The organism is Flavobacterium limnophilum, assembly GCF_027111315.2.
Lineage (GTDB): Bacteria > Bacteroidota > Bacteroidia > Flavobacteriales > Flavobacteriaceae > Flavobacterium > Flavobacterium limnophilum.
Genome location: NZ_CP114289.2, coordinates 4,372,180 through 4,389,333 on the forward strand (window position 1 = coordinate 4,372,180; position 17,154 = coordinate 4,389,333).

13 protein-coding genes are annotated in these 17,154 nt (G+C 34.6%); 12 read left to right on the forward strand and 1 reads right to left on the reverse strand.

What is annotated here, in order from left to right; translation table 11 throughout:
• Positions 1-61: 61 nt before the first annotated feature.
• From OZP13_RS18135 to OZP13_RS18190, 12 genes are all read left to right on the forward strand, one after another.
• Complete coding sequence (locus OZP13_RS18135) at positions 62-1,468, forward strand: AAA family ATPase (RefSeq protein ID WP_281298133.1); 1,407 nt, start codon at positions 62-64, stop codon at positions 1,466-1,468.
• An 8-nt stretch (positions 1,469-1,476) separates the two neighbouring features.
• Complete coding sequence (locus OZP13_RS18140) at positions 1,477-2,154, forward strand: DUF4276 family protein (RefSeq protein ID WP_281298134.1); 678 nt, start codon at positions 1,477-1,479, stop codon at positions 2,152-2,154.
• Complete coding sequence (gene dtd, locus OZP13_RS18145; RefSeq protein ID WP_281298135.1) at positions 2,154-2,606, forward strand: D-aminoacyl-tRNA deacylase; 453 nt, start codon at positions 2,154-2,156, stop codon at positions 2,604-2,606. The genes OZP13_RS18140 and dtd overlap by 1 nt, the downstream gene beginning before the upstream one ends.
• A gap of 171 nt (positions 2,607-2,777) precedes the next feature.
• Positions 2,778-5,192, forward strand: coding sequence for an aminotransferase class I/II-fold pyridoxal phosphate-dependent enzyme (locus OZP13_RS18150; protein WP_281298136.1), 2,415 nt, complete (start codon positions 2,778-2,780; stop codon positions 5,190-5,192).
• 3 nt (positions 5,193-5,195) lie between these two features.
• A complete protein-coding gene (locus tag OZP13_RS18155; protein ID WP_281298137.1) occupies positions 5,196-5,585 on the forward strand; it encodes a DUF7793 family protein in 390 nt (129 codons plus the stop codon).
• 66 nt (positions 5,586-5,651) lie between these two features.
• Complete coding sequence (locus OZP13_RS18160) at positions 5,652-7,160, forward strand: ATP-binding protein (RefSeq protein ID WP_281298138.1); 1,509 nt, start codon at positions 5,652-5,654, stop codon at positions 7,158-7,160.
• Between the two features lie 133 nt (positions 7,161-7,293).
• Positions 7,294-9,195, forward strand: coding sequence for a DUF3858 domain-containing protein (locus OZP13_RS18165; RefSeq protein ID WP_281298139.1), 1,902 nt, complete (start codon positions 7,294-7,296; stop codon positions 9,193-9,195).
• 10 nt (positions 9,196-9,205) lie between these two features.
• Positions 9,206-11,227 carry a DUF3858 domain-containing protein gene (locus tag OZP13_RS18170; protein ID WP_281298140.1) on the forward strand — a complete coding sequence of 674 codons (2,022 nt, stop codon included), beginning with the start codon at positions 9,206-9,208 and terminating at the stop codon, positions 11,225-11,227.
• A 72-nt stretch (positions 11,228-11,299) separates the two neighbouring features.
• Positions 11,300-11,626 (forward strand): nucleotide pyrophosphohydrolase, encoded by a 327-nt coding sequence (locus tag OZP13_RS18175; protein ID WP_269241549.1) that lies wholly within the window; start codon positions 11,300-11,302, stop codon positions 11,624-11,626.
• Between the two features lie 80 nt (positions 11,627-11,706).
• The gene (gene aroA, locus OZP13_RS18180) at positions 11,707-12,933 is read left to right on the forward strand and encodes a 3-phosphoshikimate 1-carboxyvinyltransferase (RefSeq protein ID WP_269241550.1); all 1,227 of its coding nucleotides are present in this window, start codon (positions 11,707-11,709) and stop codon (positions 12,931-12,933) included.
• A 159-nt stretch (positions 12,934-13,092) separates the two neighbouring features.
• Positions 13,093-14,142, forward strand: a complete 1,050-nt coding sequence (gene queA, locus OZP13_RS18185; protein ID WP_269241551.1) for a tRNA preQ1(34) S-adenosylmethionine ribosyltransferase-isomerase QueA — start codon at positions 13,093-13,095, stop codon at positions 14,140-14,142.
• A 197-nt stretch (positions 14,143-14,339) separates the two neighbouring features.
• On the forward strand, positions 14,340-16,724 hold the full coding sequence (locus OZP13_RS18190) for a penicillin acylase family protein (protein WP_281298141.1): 2,385 nt from the start codon (positions 14,340-14,342) through the stop codon (positions 16,722-16,724).
• A gap of 62 nt (positions 16,725-16,786) precedes the next feature.
• On the opposite strand, the gene OZP13_RS18195 is transcribed toward OZP13_RS18190, so the two are convergent.
• Complete coding sequence (locus tag OZP13_RS18195; protein ID WP_269241553.1) at positions 16,787-17,149, reverse strand: cupin domain-containing protein; 363 nt, start codon at positions 17,147-17,149, stop codon at positions 16,787-16,789.
• Between the last annotated feature and the right edge of the window lie 5 nt (positions 17,150-17,154).

The window sequence follows — 17,154 nt, forward strand, 5'->3', positions numbered from 1 at the left end:
TTTAATATTTTGTTGAATTCTAATTAATTAATAATATTTTTGAATAAATAAACTCACAAATATGATTACATACATAAAAATAAATGGTTTTAAATCCTTTCATAATTTTGAAATGGAGTTTACTCCTTTTACAGTAATTGCTGGGGCAAATGCTTCAGGAAAAAGTAATTTATTTGATGCGTTGACTCTATTGTCCAGACTTGCTGAAACAGATAATTTAAAACGAGCATTTAGTGAGCAAAGAGGAGAATTTATAGAATTATTCACACAATACGGTGACGAAAATTTTGCTAATCAAATAGATTTTGGAATAGAAATGTTAGTTAACAATAAAGTGAAAGATGCATGGGGAAATGAGGGAATATTGAAATATACTCGTTTAAGATATGATTTGTCAATAAAAAGATTTACAAATTCATCTGGAATTCAAGATTTAACTGTTGTTTATGAACATTTAGAAAATTTGCAGCATAATAATGACAAATGGATTACTAAATTAATACCTAAAATGGTATTAGAAGAGTGGAGACCAAAAATTCCAAAGGGAGGAAGAAGAGCAACGCCATATATTTACACCGAACAACGTAGTGATGTTCAAACTGTGATTGTTCCACAAGATGGAGTTCAAGGAGGAAATAAAAGAACATTTCCTCTTAATAATGCAACTAGAACCGTTTTGAGTAGCTTTGATACAGTTGATTTTAGACATATTCTGGCAGCGAAAGAAGAAATGAAAAGTTGGAAATTTTTGCAACTTAATCCAGAAGACTTACGCCAAGCTACTAGTAAAAACAATGGAGAGGATATAATTTCAATAAGTGGGAAAAATTTAGCTGCAGCTTTGTATAGAATTAAACAAGAGGATAGTTATAGTCTAAAAGAAATTTCCAGAAAATTAAATAAATTTTTACCAAATTTCACTGAAGTTGATGTTTTTGATGATAAAGAAAATAAACAATATCTAATTAAACTAAAAGATACAGATAAAAAAGAATTTTCATCGAGAGTACTTTCTGAAGGGACTTTGAGAATATTAGCTTTGTGTATTTTAGAATATGATGAAAAACATACAGGGTTACTTTGTTTTGAAGAGCCTGAAAACGGAATACATCCTTTCAGGATAAAAGCTATGACAGAATTGTTGAAAGATTTATCTGTTGATTTTAATGATACTGAATTACCCTTGCGTCAGGTTATAGTCAATACTCATTCTCCAGTTTTGGTTGGAAATATGATGAAATGGCAATATGATTCGAATGTGAGTATTTGGTATGCCCAAATGCGTGTTACAATTTCTGAGATTAACGGCAAGAGGATTAAATTAAATACCACTAAAATTAGTCGAGTAATAAAAGATGATAGTCAGCAACAACTTAATTTGATTTTTTCTGAACAAGATCGAAAATTGACATTAGCAATAGTTAAAGATTATTTACAGACATCAGAATTTGAAAGTAATCTTATTTAACTTGAGGTATGAGTAATTTTATTTTAACAGGATTGTTTACTGAAGGTACAACAGATGTTCGTTTTTTAGAAAGTGTTGTTAAGAAGACCTTAGATGATTTAGCATTTGAATGTACAGGTGACATAGAAACAGAATTGAAAGTAATAGATATAGATAAAACAGGGTTAAGTTTTAATGAACAAGTATTTTTTGCTTCAAAAATGGCTAAGGAGGAATATGATGTTTTAATGCTTTTTGTTCATACAGATGCAGATTGCAATGATGATTCAATTGTTTTTAATTCAAAGATAATACCTGCTAAATCTTTCTTGGAAGGACTAGATGATGAATTAGTTTGTAAAAAGGTGATTGCAATTGTCCCTATCCAAATGACAGAAGCTTGGATGTTAGCTGATAAAAATCTTTTGAAAGACGAAATAGGTATTGTTGGTACTGACATAGATTTGGGAATTCATAGAAGACCTGAAGAGACAACCAATCCAAAAGCTGTTATCGAAAATATAATTCGGTTGTCTAAAGAAAGTCAAGTAAAAAGAAAAAGAAGAGCAGGACTGAATATTTCTGATTTATATCAAATTATTGGACAGAAAATTGAGCTTTCAGAACTAGAGAGCTTACCATCTTACAATAAGTTTAAATCTAGTTTAAGAGAGGTCCTTAAAGAGTTGAATTTTCTTCACAACTAATGAAAGCAGTGATCCAAAGAGTTTCCCAAGCTTCCGTAACCATAGCTTCCAAGATTGTGGCCGATATCCAAAAAGGATTGTTGGTTTTAGTAGGAATCGAAGATGCCGATACTCAAGAAGATATCAATTGGCTTTGCCAAAAAATAGCCAATCTTCGCATTTTTGGTGACGAAAATGACGTAATGAACCTTTCGGTAAAAGAGATTAATGGCGATGTAATTGTTGTTTCCCAATTCACCCTTCATGCCTTGACTAAAAAAGGCAATCGCCCTTCCTACATTAAAGCATCAAAACCAGAAATTGCCATTCCAATGTATGAAAGTTTTGTTCAAAAAATGGAAAACGAATTGGGCAAGAAAGTCCAAACCGGAATTTTTGGAGCCGACATGAAAGTTTTGCTTGTAAATGATGGGCCGGTGACAATAGTAATTGATTCAAAGAATAAAGGATAAATCCGTCTTGTATTAATAAGGCTATTCTTTAGTGTGTTTTATTTTTAAATCGTTATCTTGTTGGTTTTCAGTTGTTTTTCGTTTTGATAGTTCGGTCAAATTTTTAAATTGTGTTTTATTTTTTACATTTGAAGTAAGGATTCCCAAATCTATTAACTTAAACTTGAAATTTTGGCAAAGATAAAACACGCTAGTGCATATGATGTAATTGATCATGTGGCTACAACTGCGAAAAAAAAGAAAGTAATGCATCTTTCTTCTCAGGAAGAAGAATTTAACGGAGAATTTTTAAAAATAAATGACAAGAAATTAATCAATTTTGGTACCTGTGGTTATCTAGGATTGGAAAAGCATCCTCATATTTTGGACAAAAGTCATGAGTTGCTCAACAGATATGGTTCCCATTTCTCCATTTCACGAACCTATGTCAAAGCATCCTATCAAGATGAATTAGAAAATTTAATCAGTAAAATTTTTGACAATCATCCTGTGATAACATTTACTTCGACATCGGTTGCCCATCAATCCGTGGTGGGGACTATCATGCAGCCTAATGATCTGATTATTTTAGACCAACAAGTACATTATAGCGTGCAATATCCTTGTCAATTTGCAAAATTGCAGGGTACTATGGTAAAAATGATTCGTCATAACAATATGGAAATGTTGGAAGAATTTATCAAAAGAGGGTATAATCAATACGACAAAATTTGGTATATGGCCGATGGAGTGTATTCGATGTACGGTGATTTACCCCATAAAAAAGAGCTTCTTTTTTTATTGGAAAAATACCCAAAACTTCATTTGTATTTTGATGATGCCCACGGTGTGGGATGGACAGGCACAAATGGTTGTGGAAGTGTATTTGAACACTTCAAGCATAGTGAAAGGGTTATTTTGATGAGTACTTTGGCCAAAGGTTTTGGATGTATCGGAGGAATTGCCGTTTTTAATGATGCCGAAATGCACCGAAAAGTCAATATTTATGGAGGAATTCTTGCCTATACGCATCCTTTGTCTCCGGCCAATGTTGGCGCGGCCATTGGATCGGCAGAGCTTTTGCTTTCAGACAAGATTTATGTCTATCAAAAGGAGTTGAAGGATTCGATGGCGTATTTGAACGTGAAATTGGAAGAACTTAATTTGACCAACACCTCTTCAAACGAAACGCCAATTTATTTTATTGGCACCGGTTCGGTGAAGGTAGCCCAAAATCTGGTTCAGCGTGTTTTGGCTGATGGATTGTACGTGAATACGGCGACGTTTCCAGTTGTGCCAAATGATAAAACAGGATTGCGATTCACGCTTACGAGACACAATACTAAGGATCATATTGATCAATTAGTTGATTCGATAGGCCGAAATTTCTATGTTGCGGTTGATGAAGAAAAGGAAGATTTAGAGAAAATTTATAAAACCTTCAATGTTCCTTTTAAAGGTGAAAAAAGTATAAAATCAGTAGCGTCAGAGAAAGTTATAGTAGAAATATACAACAGTATCGACGAAATAGACGTTGCAAGATGGGATAATCTGTTTAAGGATAATGGTAGTTATTCCCATAATGGTTTGCGTTGCATAGAAGAAATATTTTCTAACAATGATAAAGTAGAAGAAAATTGGGGATTTCATTATGTCATCATCCAAGATGAAAAGAATGAAATACTACTGGCCACATTTTTCACGAGTGCGCTTTATAAAGACGATATGTTGTCCTTGGAAAATATTTCCATGCAAATTGAAAAACAAAGAGAGCAGGATCCTTATTATTTGTGTTCAAAGACATTGGCCATGGGTTCGTTGTTCACGGAAGGGAAACATTTGTTTGCTAATGAAAATCATCTTTTGATGAATGAAGCTTTGCGTGTGTTTTTTATTGAGGTCGAAAAATTAAAAAAAGCCACTGATTCGACAGTGGTTCTTTTGAGAGATTTTCAACCTGATTTTAAATATATTGAACATTTTGAAAACGAAGGCTTTGTCAAAATAAACATGCCAAATGTCAATATAATTCCAATTCAAAGCTGGAATACAAACGAAGAATTTATCAGTCAGATTCCCTCAAAAAATAATAAAAGGAATATTGAAAGATATGTTTTGAAATACGAAGATCAATTCGATATTACGTTTAAAAACACAATAACTAGTCAAGAAGCGGAACATTATTATAATTTATTTCAAAATGTAAAGAAAGACAATCATGCAGTTAATTATTTTAAATATCCGGCAAAGATAACCCAGATACTGTCTAAATATGAAGATTGGGAATTTATGGACATTAGATTAAAAGGAGGGGATGAGACCATCTGCTGCGTGTGGTCATTCAGGGGCGACAAGCATTATTCGCCATTGATTATGGGATTAAATTATGAGTATGTCGAGTCAATGAATCTTTATAAACAAGCCATTTTTCAATTGGTAAAAAGAGCCAATTATTTAAATAAAGAAAAAGTGTTTTTAGGATATTCTGCTGATTATGAAAAGCAAAAATATGGAGCAAATACCATTTCTTTACATGCTTTTATTAAGGTAGACGATACTTTTAACATGGAGTTAATAGAGTCAATGTCGAATATGAAAAAGGGATAATATATGACGGAATTAGAGAATGAATTTATCCGGTTTTGGGTTGTCGATGGGATTTTGTGCAGTAAATTCAAGCGTGAGGTAAATTTTGATTTGGATATCATAAAAAAATTAATAGAAACCAGACATGCTATTTCGAATAATGTCAACCAGTATTGGTGTTATGATGTTAAAGAGGCAAACGGTTTCTCAAAAGAATGCAGGGATTATGCAGATATTCATGGTCAAGATTTTTTATTTGCATGTGCCTTGGTTATAAATTCTCATACTCAAAAATTTTTATTCAATGCATTTCTGAAATTAAAAAAATCAAAAATTCCGTTTCAAGCATTTACAAACAAGGAAAAAGCAGTGGAATGGCTCAATGAAATAAAGGCGAAAAATGAGCAAGGTTAATTTTTACATTTTTTTTTAAAAGATGTAAATAGGTTAGATTAAATGAAATACTAAAGGAGAAATTACATGACTAAACTAGAAGAAATATTAGTTTTGGTTCGTTCCATCAATGAAGATGAGTTTCAGGAACAACTTACAAATGGAAATAGTTTGGAGGATGTTCATAAAGAATTGCTGTTTTTGGCTGAAAAAATTGAATCTAAAAAGAAAAGAACCAACATTATAATTGAACATATTTCCAATTGTTATGCGGGAGATTTTTTTAATTATTTGCCAATTTCGGATGCTCAAGATGAATTGGATGTTTTCTGTATGGGATTTAACACCTACATCGAAGAGTTAAAGGCGGTTATGGTTTCTAAAAATTTATTGGAAACCATTAATAAAAAATTAATCGAGGAAAAGGAACGTTCTGAGCAATTAGCCCTAGCAAGAGATGAATTCTTGTCGAGTATGAGTCATGAAATTCGCACGCCACTCAACGGTATTTTGGGTTTTACCGATTTATTATTAGAGAATTCTTCTTTAGACGACGAGAGTAAAAAACAATTAGACTACATAAAAATATCGGGAGATATTCTACTTGTGATTATCAACGATATTTTGGATTTGGCAAAAATTGAATCGGGACAAATTACACTCTATGAAAAACCCTTCAATCTGTCAAAACTCATCCAGCTTATTTATGACACTTTTTCGAGCAAGATACAGATAAAAGAGATCGATTTTAAAATTTCAATCGATAAAAAAGTTCCCAAAATATTGAATGGTGACTCTATTCGAGTTTCCCAAATATTATTTAACTTGATTAGTAATGCCGTTAAATTTACCCCTGTAAAAGGGAAAATTAGATTAAAAATCAAGTTCGATAAAGAAGAGGAAGGCTTCTATAATATAAAAGTGACAGTAAAAGATTCGGGGATCGGAATCCCTTCGGACAAGATAGACACTATTTTTGATCCATTCATCCAAGTGAGCAATGATACTGCCAGAAAATATGGTGGTACAGGATTGGGACTGACGATTATCAAGAAAATCATCACTATCATGAAGGGCGAAATTCAGGTAAAAAGCAAACTGGATCGCGGTACAAAATTTATAGTAAACTTGCCTTTTGCGAAAGGAAAATCCAGTTCGGTTGATTTAAAATCGATTGAAAATAAAGATAAATCTTCTATTCCTGTTCCTGCTGGCCGAAGAATAAAAGTGCTTTTGGCCGAAGACAATCGCATTAATCAAATTTTGATCCAAAAACTACTTTCAAAATTTAATTTTGACTGTGTAATTGTGGACAATGGACACTTGGCAGTCGAGGCCGTAAAACGCGAAAATTTTGACATAATTTTGATGGATATAATGATGCCAAAAATGGATGGATATGAAGCTAGTTCGATTATCCGAAATATGGAGGACAAGTCGAAAAAAAATATTCCCATTGTGGCACTAACAGCAGTCGTCACCGGTTCTGTCATCGAAGCTTGTTCTTCCGTGGGGATAGACAAGTATTTGTCCAAGCCTTTCGAGACGGAAGAGCTTTATGATGTGATAATGGAATTGGTTCGTACAAACAGCTAATATTTGCCTACAGTTATTAAAATTCAGTTACCTAAATAGTAGACTTGGATCAATAAGTATGTACAATAAAAAATAAATATTAAATTAGGATTAATCTTAAGAAAAATTTCATAAATTTGATAAAACATTTTTCATGAAATTTCTTGCTTCTTTATTGATTGCTTTTTTGTTTGTTTCCACGGTTTTTGCTCAAAAAACAGAATATTCCACACTGCTTATTTCCGATAGTTTAAAACAAAATTCCAATGCAGTAGTGCGTTTGGATCAAATTGATATTGTAATTTCTTCCCAGCGAGACATGAATATCAAAGAGAAAAGAGTGGTTACAGTCCTTAATGAAAAAGGACAAGAAGCTATCGATGCCTATGAACATTACAACAAGAAAACAACTGTAGAGAATATTCAAGCAACCGTTTTTGACGCCTTTGGAAATGAAATTAAGAAATTAAAAAGAAAAGACTTTAGAGATCAATGTGCCACTGATGGGGGAACGGTCTTCTCGGACAGCAGGTATGTTTTTTTAGATTACACACCTACGCAATATCCATTTACTATAATTTATGAAAGCGAAATCGAAACTTCTACAACGGCTTTTATTCCGCAATGGTATCCGTTAAACGACTATCACTTGAGTGTTGAAAAAAGTATTTTAAATGTAAGCTATCCTGATAATTTAGGTTTCAAGAAAATGGAATTCAATTTTTCCAATTTCAAAATCAATAAGGCGGTTGACTCTTCTACAAAACTTTCTTATGTGGCCACCAATATTCTTGCTCTAAAACAAGAGGATTATAGTCCAGCTTATTCTATTTTTCCAAAAGTTATGATGGGTTTAGAACTTTTTCATCTTGAAGGCGTTGATGGCAATGCCAAAAGTTGGAAAGAATACGGGCAGTGGTATTCTGATAAAATTTTGACAGGCACCGCCGAATTGTCCGAGGAAACCAAAACAAAAATAAAAAATCTTGTAGGTAACGAAAAAGATCCTATCAAAAAAGCAGCAATAGTATATAAATATTTACAGGAAAAATCAAGATATGTGAGTATTCAAGTAGGAATTGGTGGGTGGAAACCTATGCTTGCCAATGATGTAGATCGTTTGGGTTATGGCGACTGTAAAGCTTTGTCAAATTATACAAGAGCCCTTTTAAATGCTGTTGATGTTCCTTCCTATAATACTCTTTTATATGGTGATAGGAACAAACACGATATTCAATCAGACTTTGTCTCAATGCAAGGAAATCATATGATATTATCAATTCCAAACGGGGATAAGTACGTGTTTTTGGAATGTACAAGTCAAGACGTCCCTTTTGGGTATCAAGCAAATTTTACCGATGACAGAAATGTTTTAATCATTAAACCAGACGGAGGGGAAATCATTAGAACCCAAAAATACGAGAACAAAGACAATTCCCAAATCAATACCGGAAAGTACTCTTTGGACGAAACAGGAAGTCTGTCAGGAGCAATTGCAATGGTTTCAGAAGGTTCGCAATACGGCAAAAAAGTTCGCGTCGAGAAAATGCAACCCACAGAAAAAGAAGCCTACTACAAAGAATTTTGGGACAATATCAGTAATTTAAAGATAAATAAAAGCGTGTTTTCTATTGATAAAGAAAAAGTGAGTTTTACAGAAAATATAGATATTTCTGCCGATAACTTCGGAAAAATTTCCAATGGAAAAATGATTTTTGTTGTTAATGCTTACAATCAATACACAGGAAGTGTCAAACGAGTTAGAAACCGAAAAACTCCTTTTGAAATTCAACGAGGCTATTATGATACGGATGAAATTTCGATCAGTTTGCCAGCTGGTTTTGCGATAGAATCATTGCCTCAGAATTTTGAATCGAATACTAAATTCGGTGAATACAAAACCGAATTCATAAAAAAAGACAACAACAACATCATTTACAAACGTTCGATTTTCATCAAAAAAGGATTGTATAAAAATACGGAATATGACGAATACCGTCTTTTTATGGAACAAATTTCCAAAAATGACAATGCCAAAATAATTTTAACAAAATAACCAAGAACCAATGAAAACTAACCTACTGGCGATTATTGTATTTTTCGCATTTTTTTATTCAACTACCAATGCCCAAGATTTCAGACTCGGAAAAGTTTCCGTTGCAGAATTGGAGGAAAAAGAACATCCAAAAGATCCTTCGGCAGTTGCTGCAATATTGTTTAAAAAAGGAGAAGTAAAATTTGAATATTCTGAAAACTATGGTTTTCAGGTTGTTACTGAAGTTAAAACACGAATCAAAATATACAAAAAAGAAGGTTATGAATGGGCAACTCAAGAGGTTGGATATTATTTGGATAAAGATTTAAATGAAAATGTTTTATTCAAGGAAGCCGTTACTTATAATTTAGTTGATGGGAAAATAGAAAAAACAAAATTGAAAAGTGACGGCGAATTTGTGGAAAAAGTTAATAAATATTGGGAGGAAAAGAAAATAACAATGCCCAATGTTAAAGAAGGATCGGTTATTGAATTTGATTATACGATCAGAACAAGTTTAACAGGTTATATAAGAGATTGGTATTTTCAAACCAGTATTCCGGTAAATTATTCGGAATTTACAACCAGTATTCCAGAGTATTATAAATATAAAAGCAATCAAAAAGGGAATGTGTTGCTTAAAACAACTGTTTTGAAGAACAGTAATAATATTGTTATGAATAACAAGGAAAGATCTGGAGGACAAGGTTTCTCAGCAGTTCAGACTACTTTTTCTCAGGATAAAATTGATTATATCGAAACACAAACTACTTATTTAGCCAAGGATTTACCAGCGATGAAAGAAGAAGCTTATGTCAATAATATAGATAATTATATTTCGAGTATTTCTCACGAATTAGCTATGACAAATTTTCCCAATACACCTATAAAATATTATTCGACCAATTGGGAATCTGTGGTTAAAACAATTTACAATTATGATGATTTTGGTCCAGAATTGAATAAAACAGGTTATTTTGAACCAGACATCAAAGCTTTGTTAGCAGGGAAAACCATTCAAAACGAACGCATTTCTGCAATATTTGATTATGTGAAAACTACTGTAAAATGGAATAATTACAAAGGTTATTCATGTAATGACGGCGTTAAAAAAGCCTATAAAGACAAGACTGGAAATACAGCCGAAATCAATTTGATGCTCACCGCAATGTTACGTTATGCAGGACTGGATGCAAATCCGGTCTTGGTAAGCACTCGTGATAATGGAATTACCTTTTTTCCAAGCAGAAATGCGTTTAATTACGTAATAGCTGCTGTAGAAACTCCTGAAGGATTGATATTGTTGGATGCTACCGAAAAATATTCGGCTCCCAATATTTTGCCATTGCGAGATTTGAACTGGATAGGGAGATTAATTCGTAAAGACGGAACTTCAACCGAAGTGGATTTAATGCCAAAAACACAGTCGAAAGAGGCCATAAATATGAGCGTTATTTTGAAAAGTGATGGTTCGGCAGAAGGGAAATTAAGAAAGCAACTTACCAATCACGAAGCATTAGGGTTTAGAAAAGAATATTTGGCAACCAATAATGATAGTTATTTGGAAAAATTGGAAACCAACTACAATAACATCGAGATTAGTGATTATGTTAGGGAAAACGACCTGGATTTGTCGAAACCTATTATTGAAATCTTTGCATTTAAGGACACGAAAGACATAGAGGTTATCAATGATAAAATATATCTCTCTCCAATGTTGTATTTGGTGTCCAAGGAGAATCCTTTCAAGCAAGAAATCAGGGAATACCCAGTTGATTTTGGTTATCCAACACAAGAAAAATACAATATCAACATCAATATTCCAGAGGGATTTATCGTGGAGTCAATTCCGCAATCCTTAAATATTGCCACAGGAGAAAATGTAGGTGCTTTTAAATATATGATAGCAAATTCAGGAAACAGCATCCAGATTGTAATTACAAAAGACATAAATACCTCTATTGTTCAAGCGGATTTTTACCCTGTTCTAAAAGATTTCTACCAACAAATGATCGACAAGGAAAACGAGAAAATCGTTTTAAAGAAGATATAAGGATGATTCTTTTTTTAAAACAAATTTGTAGTTTTGAAAAATTCCTAAAAATGTGTTTTTAAAACTAAAACAATGAACCTAAAAAACTCCCAACTAGCCGTTGATACCTGGATCAAGGAACACGGCGTTCGCTACTTCAACGAATTGACCAATATGGCACAACTTACAGAAGAAGTAGGCGAAGTAGCCCGAATTATTGCCCGTCGTTATGGCGAACAATCCGAAAAGGAAAGCGACAAAAACAAAGACCTTGGCGAAGAATTGGCCGACGTGGTTTTCGTGGTTTTGTGCTTGGCCAACCAAACCGGAATCGATTTGCAAGCCGCTTTCGACAAGAAAATGGACTTGAAATCGGTACGGGATAAAGACCGCCACAAAAACAACGAGAAATTAAAATAATGTGATAAGTCAGGGGAAAGCTTTGGTACATCCTTTTTTTAAAATAAATTTGCCGCCAATTACCAATCAACCAAGCTAAAATGAATTTACTGCTACAATCTGCAATCCATAATCTGCAATCTGCAATCTCAATAACCGGCTCGAAGAGTGAAACCAATAGACTGTTGTTGTTGCAGGCTTTGTTTCCAAATATTACTTTGGCCAATACTTCCAATTCCGATGACAGCGAAGTGATGCAAAAAGCCTTGAAAGGGAATGACGAAATAGTTGATATTCATCATGCAGGAACGGCGATGCGTTTTTTGACAGCTTATTTTGCCGTAAATGAAGGTCGTGAAGTAGTCTTGACGGGATCGCCTAGAATGAAAGAGCGACCAATAAAAGTTTTGGTTGAAGCTTTGCAACAATTGGGAGCGCAAATTTCCTATGAAAATGAGGAAGGCTATCCACCCATTCGAATCAAAGGACAAAAAATCACGAACAACAAAGTTAGCATTCCTGCCAATGTAAGCAGTCAATACATTTCGGCATTGTTGCTAATTGCTCCAAAACTTCAAAATGGTATCGAATTGACTTTGGTGGGCGAAATCACCTCTGTTCCTTACATCAAAATGACTTTGGCATTGCTGAATGATTTGAATATTCAAACCAGTTTCGAAGGCAATGTAATAAAAGTACATCCAAAGCAAGAAGTTGAATCGAAAGTAATGACAGTAGAATCCGATTGGAGTTCGGCATCTTACTTTTTCAGTTTGGCGGCTTTGGCCAATGAAGCTTCCATTGCATTGAGCAGTTACAAGAAAACCAGTTTGCAGGGCGATTCGGCTTTGGTCGAAATCTACGCCAAAATGGGAGTGGAAACGCGCTTTGAAGAAAACAAAATCACTTTGGTCAAACAACCCAACTTTAAATTTGAAACTTTAAACTTGGATCTCAACAACACCCCAGATATTGCCCAAACTATTGTGGTAACTTGTCTTGGGTTGGGAATTGGTTGTCATTTGACCGGACTTCACACCTTGAAAATTAAAGAAACCGACAGGCTGGAAGCACTTCGAATTGAATTGACGAAACTTGGCGCCAATATTTCGGTAACAAATGATAGTCTGACTCTTTTGGCTTCAAAAGAAATTAATTCGAACGTGAAAATTGCCACTTACAACGACCATCGAATGGCAATGGCATTCGCCCCTTTAGCTTTAAAAGTGCCAATAATCATCGAAAATGCCGAAGTGGTTTCGAAATCCTATCCCGATTTTTGGGTTGATTTGGCTGGTTTGGGCTTCCAAACAATAGAAATCAATTAAATAACTCCTTGTGCCTTCGCGCCTTTGTGGCATTGGTCTTTTGAAAATAAACCGCGAAACACTTGACAACGCCTATCTCACAATCGTATATTTGCACACGATTTAAAATTATGACTTCAAAATTCATAATTTATGATTCATAACTCATAACTTTTTCAAATGAAATTATCACATTTTCAATTCAACTTGCCAAAAGAACTTCTTGCAGAATATCCAGCCGAAAACAGGGATGAAGCGCGTTTAATGGTTATTGATCGCAAAAAACAAACTATAGAACACAAAACATTCAAAGATGTTATCGATTATTTTGATGAAGGCGACGTCTTGATTTTGAATAATACCAAAGTTTTCCCGGCTCGTTTGTACGGAAACAAAGAAAAAACAGGAGCCAGAATCGAAGTTTTCTTGCTTAGAGAATTAAATGCAGAACAAAGACTTTGGGATGTATTGGTCGATCCAGCGCGTAAAATCCGTATTGGAAACAAATTGTATTTTGGAGATGACGATTCATTGGTGGCCGAAGTTATTGACAATACAACCTCTCGCGGAAGAACTTTACGTTTCCTATATGACGGTTCTTACGAAGAATTTAGAAATAAATTGACTGAATTGGGAGAAACTCCAATTCCTAAATACATCAACAGAGACGTAACTCCAGAAGATGCGGATCGTTACCAAACAATTTATGCCAAAGAAGAAGGAGCGGTTGCGGCACCAACTGCCGGTTTGCATTTCTCTAAACATTTGTTGAAAAAACTGGAAATCAAGGGAGTTAAATTTGCCGAAGTTACACTTCACGTAGGTTTGGGGACTTTTAATCCAGTTGAGGTTGAAGATTTGTCAAAACACAAAATGGATTCCGAAGAGTTGAAAATTACCCAGGAAGCCTGTGATACTGTCAATGATGCAAAAGCGAAAAGAAAACGCATTTGTGCAGTGGGAACAACTTCCATGCGTGCCATAGAAAGCTCGGTTTCTTCACAAAGAACCTTGAACCCTTTTGACGGTTGGACGAATAAATTTATTTTTCCTCCACACGATTTCAGCGTGGCGACTTGCATGATTACCAATTTTCATACGCCAAAATCAACTTTGTTGATGATGATTTCAGCTTTCTGTGGACACGATTTGATGAAGAAAGCATATGATGAAGCCATCAAGGAAGGATATAAATTTTATTCTTACGGTGATGCGATGTTAATCATCTAAAAAATATATTTCTCCTCCCTCTTATTTGGAGAGTGTTGGGGTAAGGATTTTAAATCTCGTCAGCAATGGCGAGATTTTTTTTGCGATCTAACGAATGTTTTTTGCTGAAATTTTGCTAAAATAAAATAGATTGAAGGGAATTGCGCTAAACTCCAAAATTTTGCTAAATTTAGATTGCTATAAATTAAATGACTCAAATGGAAACATTCAAAAAGATTCTTCTTGCTATTTTATCCTTGGTGGTCATTCTGGTATTGGCATTGGTTGGGTATTATTTTTATTCGAAACCAACTTATGAAGGGAAGCTAAAACTAAAAAACCTGCAAAAAGAAATCACCGTCTATTTTGATGATTTTGGCGTTCCACACATTTATGCCAATTCCCAGAGAGACGCAATGACAACTTTGGGCTATGTGCATGCACAAGATCGTTTGTGGCAAATGGAGTTAATGCGCCGAATCGCTCCCGGAAGATTATCGGAAATATTCGGTTCGAAAGCGTTAAAGACCGACATGTTTTTTGCAGGATTGGGCATCAATGAGAATTCGGAGGAAACAATTTTAAAATTGGACAAGAAATCTGAAGCCTGTCAACTCGCTTTGGCCTATATTGACGGGATAAATCAATATGTTGAAGAAGGAAAAACACCCATCGAGTTTCAATTATTGGGACTCAAGAAAGACAAATTCACGTTGAAAGACGTCTATAATATCTTCGGTTACATGTCATTCAGTTTTGCAATGGCCCAGAAAACAGATCCATTGATGACCGATATTCGAGATAAATTGGGTGCGGAATATTTGAAAGATTTTGGTTTGGATGGTTCGTTGGGAACTACACAAATCAAGAATTTTGATGGTAAAGCCATAGAATATGCCAAAATATCCAAAGCAGTGACCAGTTTACTTGACAATTCGCCAGTTCCAGCTTTTATCGGCAGCAACAGTTGGGTTATTGCACCGCAGAAAACCAAGAACGGAAAAGTTATTTTTGCCAATGATCCACATATTGGTTTTTCGCAACCTTGTACTTGGTATGAAGCCCATATTGTGGTTCCTGATTACGAAATTTACGGCTATTATTTGGCGGGAACTCCATTTCCGCTTTTGGGGCACAATCGCGAGTATGCTTATGGATTGACGATGTTCGAAAATGACGACCTCGATATGTTTCAGGAAGAGGATAATCCAAATAATAAAAAACAATATAAAACCATTAATGGATTCAAGGATTATAAAATCAGAAAGAAAATCATTAAAGTTAAAGATTCTACAGATGTGGTTTTGGTAGTAAGAGAAACCCAACACGGCCCTGTAATGAATGAGTTGTTGGACGGAATCAAGGGCAAGAAACCCTTTGCCATGTCTTGGATTTATACCCAACAGCCCAACCATTTGCTCGAAGCGGTTTATTCGCTTTCGCATTCCAAAAATTTGGATGATTTTCGAAAAGGAGTTTCTTTGATTGCCGCACCGGGGTTGAATGTAATGTACGGTGATGCCAAAGGAAATATCGCCTGGAATACTTCTGGGAAGTTGTATAAATTGGACAAATCTGTCAATCCAAATTTTATTTTAAATGGCACGAACGGCATTGATGACAAAAAAGAATTTTTTGATTTTTCCAAGAATCCGCACGCCATTAATCCAAGTTGGAATTACCTTTATTCTTCCAATAACCAGCCCGAAGCGGTTGACGGTTATTCGTATCCAGGATATTATTTGCCGAGAGATAGAGCCAAAAGAATCTCGGATTTGCTGGAGCCAAAAAGCAATTGGACTAAAGAAGAAGTTGGTCAAATGATGAATGACAATACTTCTGAGATTGCAACAAATATTGTGGGTAATTTGGTTTCGGTAATAGAGCAAAAAACGCTTTCAAATAATGAAAAACAAGCAATAGCAATCCTTAAAAAATGGAATGGGACGAATGATTTAAAAGATTTGGCGCCAACTATTTACAATAAATGGATTAACAATTATTTAAAAAACACTTTTGAAGACGAGCTGGGAGAAACGGATTTCACAATGCTTTTAAGCACTCATGTTATTAAGCAAATTATTGAACCGCAAAGCAAAAATGAAAGTTCGATTTGGTGGGATAATGTGGCAACAAAAAACAAAAAAGAATCTAGGTCTGAAATTCTGAATAAATCTTTTCATGAAACTATAACGGCACTCGAAATTCAACTGGGAAAAAACTTGAGTTTATGGACTTGGAACAAGGTTCATTCGCTGGAGCATAAACATCCTATGGGGCAAGTTGCCGCTTTGAGAGGGCTTTTTAATGTTGGTCCTTTTGAAGTTCCGGGTTCAAACGAAGTAATCAACAATTTGATGTTTGATTTTACCCACAGCGGAAATTATAGTGTAAAAGCGGGGCCTTCTACCCGAAGAGTTGTCGATTTTTCGGATGTAGAAAACAGTATAAGTATATTGCCGACCGGGCAATCAGGGAATCCTTTTAGTAAACATTACAATGATCAGGCAGAAATGTATAATTCAGGCAAGTTCCGAAAAATGAAATTGAACAAGAAAGAAATCATCAAGACTTCGACAAAATTGGTTTTCCTTCCGAAATAAATAAGGTTCAATGACAACGGCAAAAATCAATTGAAATGTTCCATTGAATTTTGCCATTGCATTTATTCCTCTCGATGCACTTTCTTGAAATCAAAAGCAGGAGTGCAGATGGCGAGATATTCGCAAGGTTCTTCAAATGGATTGGAGTATTGAACTCGCGTGTTTTTATCAATTTTTATGGATTGTCCAGCTTCAAGAACGACGGTTTCTCCTTCGATAACAAATTGCTTTTTTCCTTTTATGATATAGGTGTATTCTTCAAATTCAGGAGTTTGAAAAGGTTCTTTCCAATGTGGTGGCGCTATCATGTGCGCTATGGAAATATCAGGATTGTTTGTGGTTGCAATTCCGTGATGTTCTTCAATTAGTTTTCCGTCAGTTGTAGGAACTACGAAAGGCGATTTTTGAATGAAGTATTTTTTCATTTTCT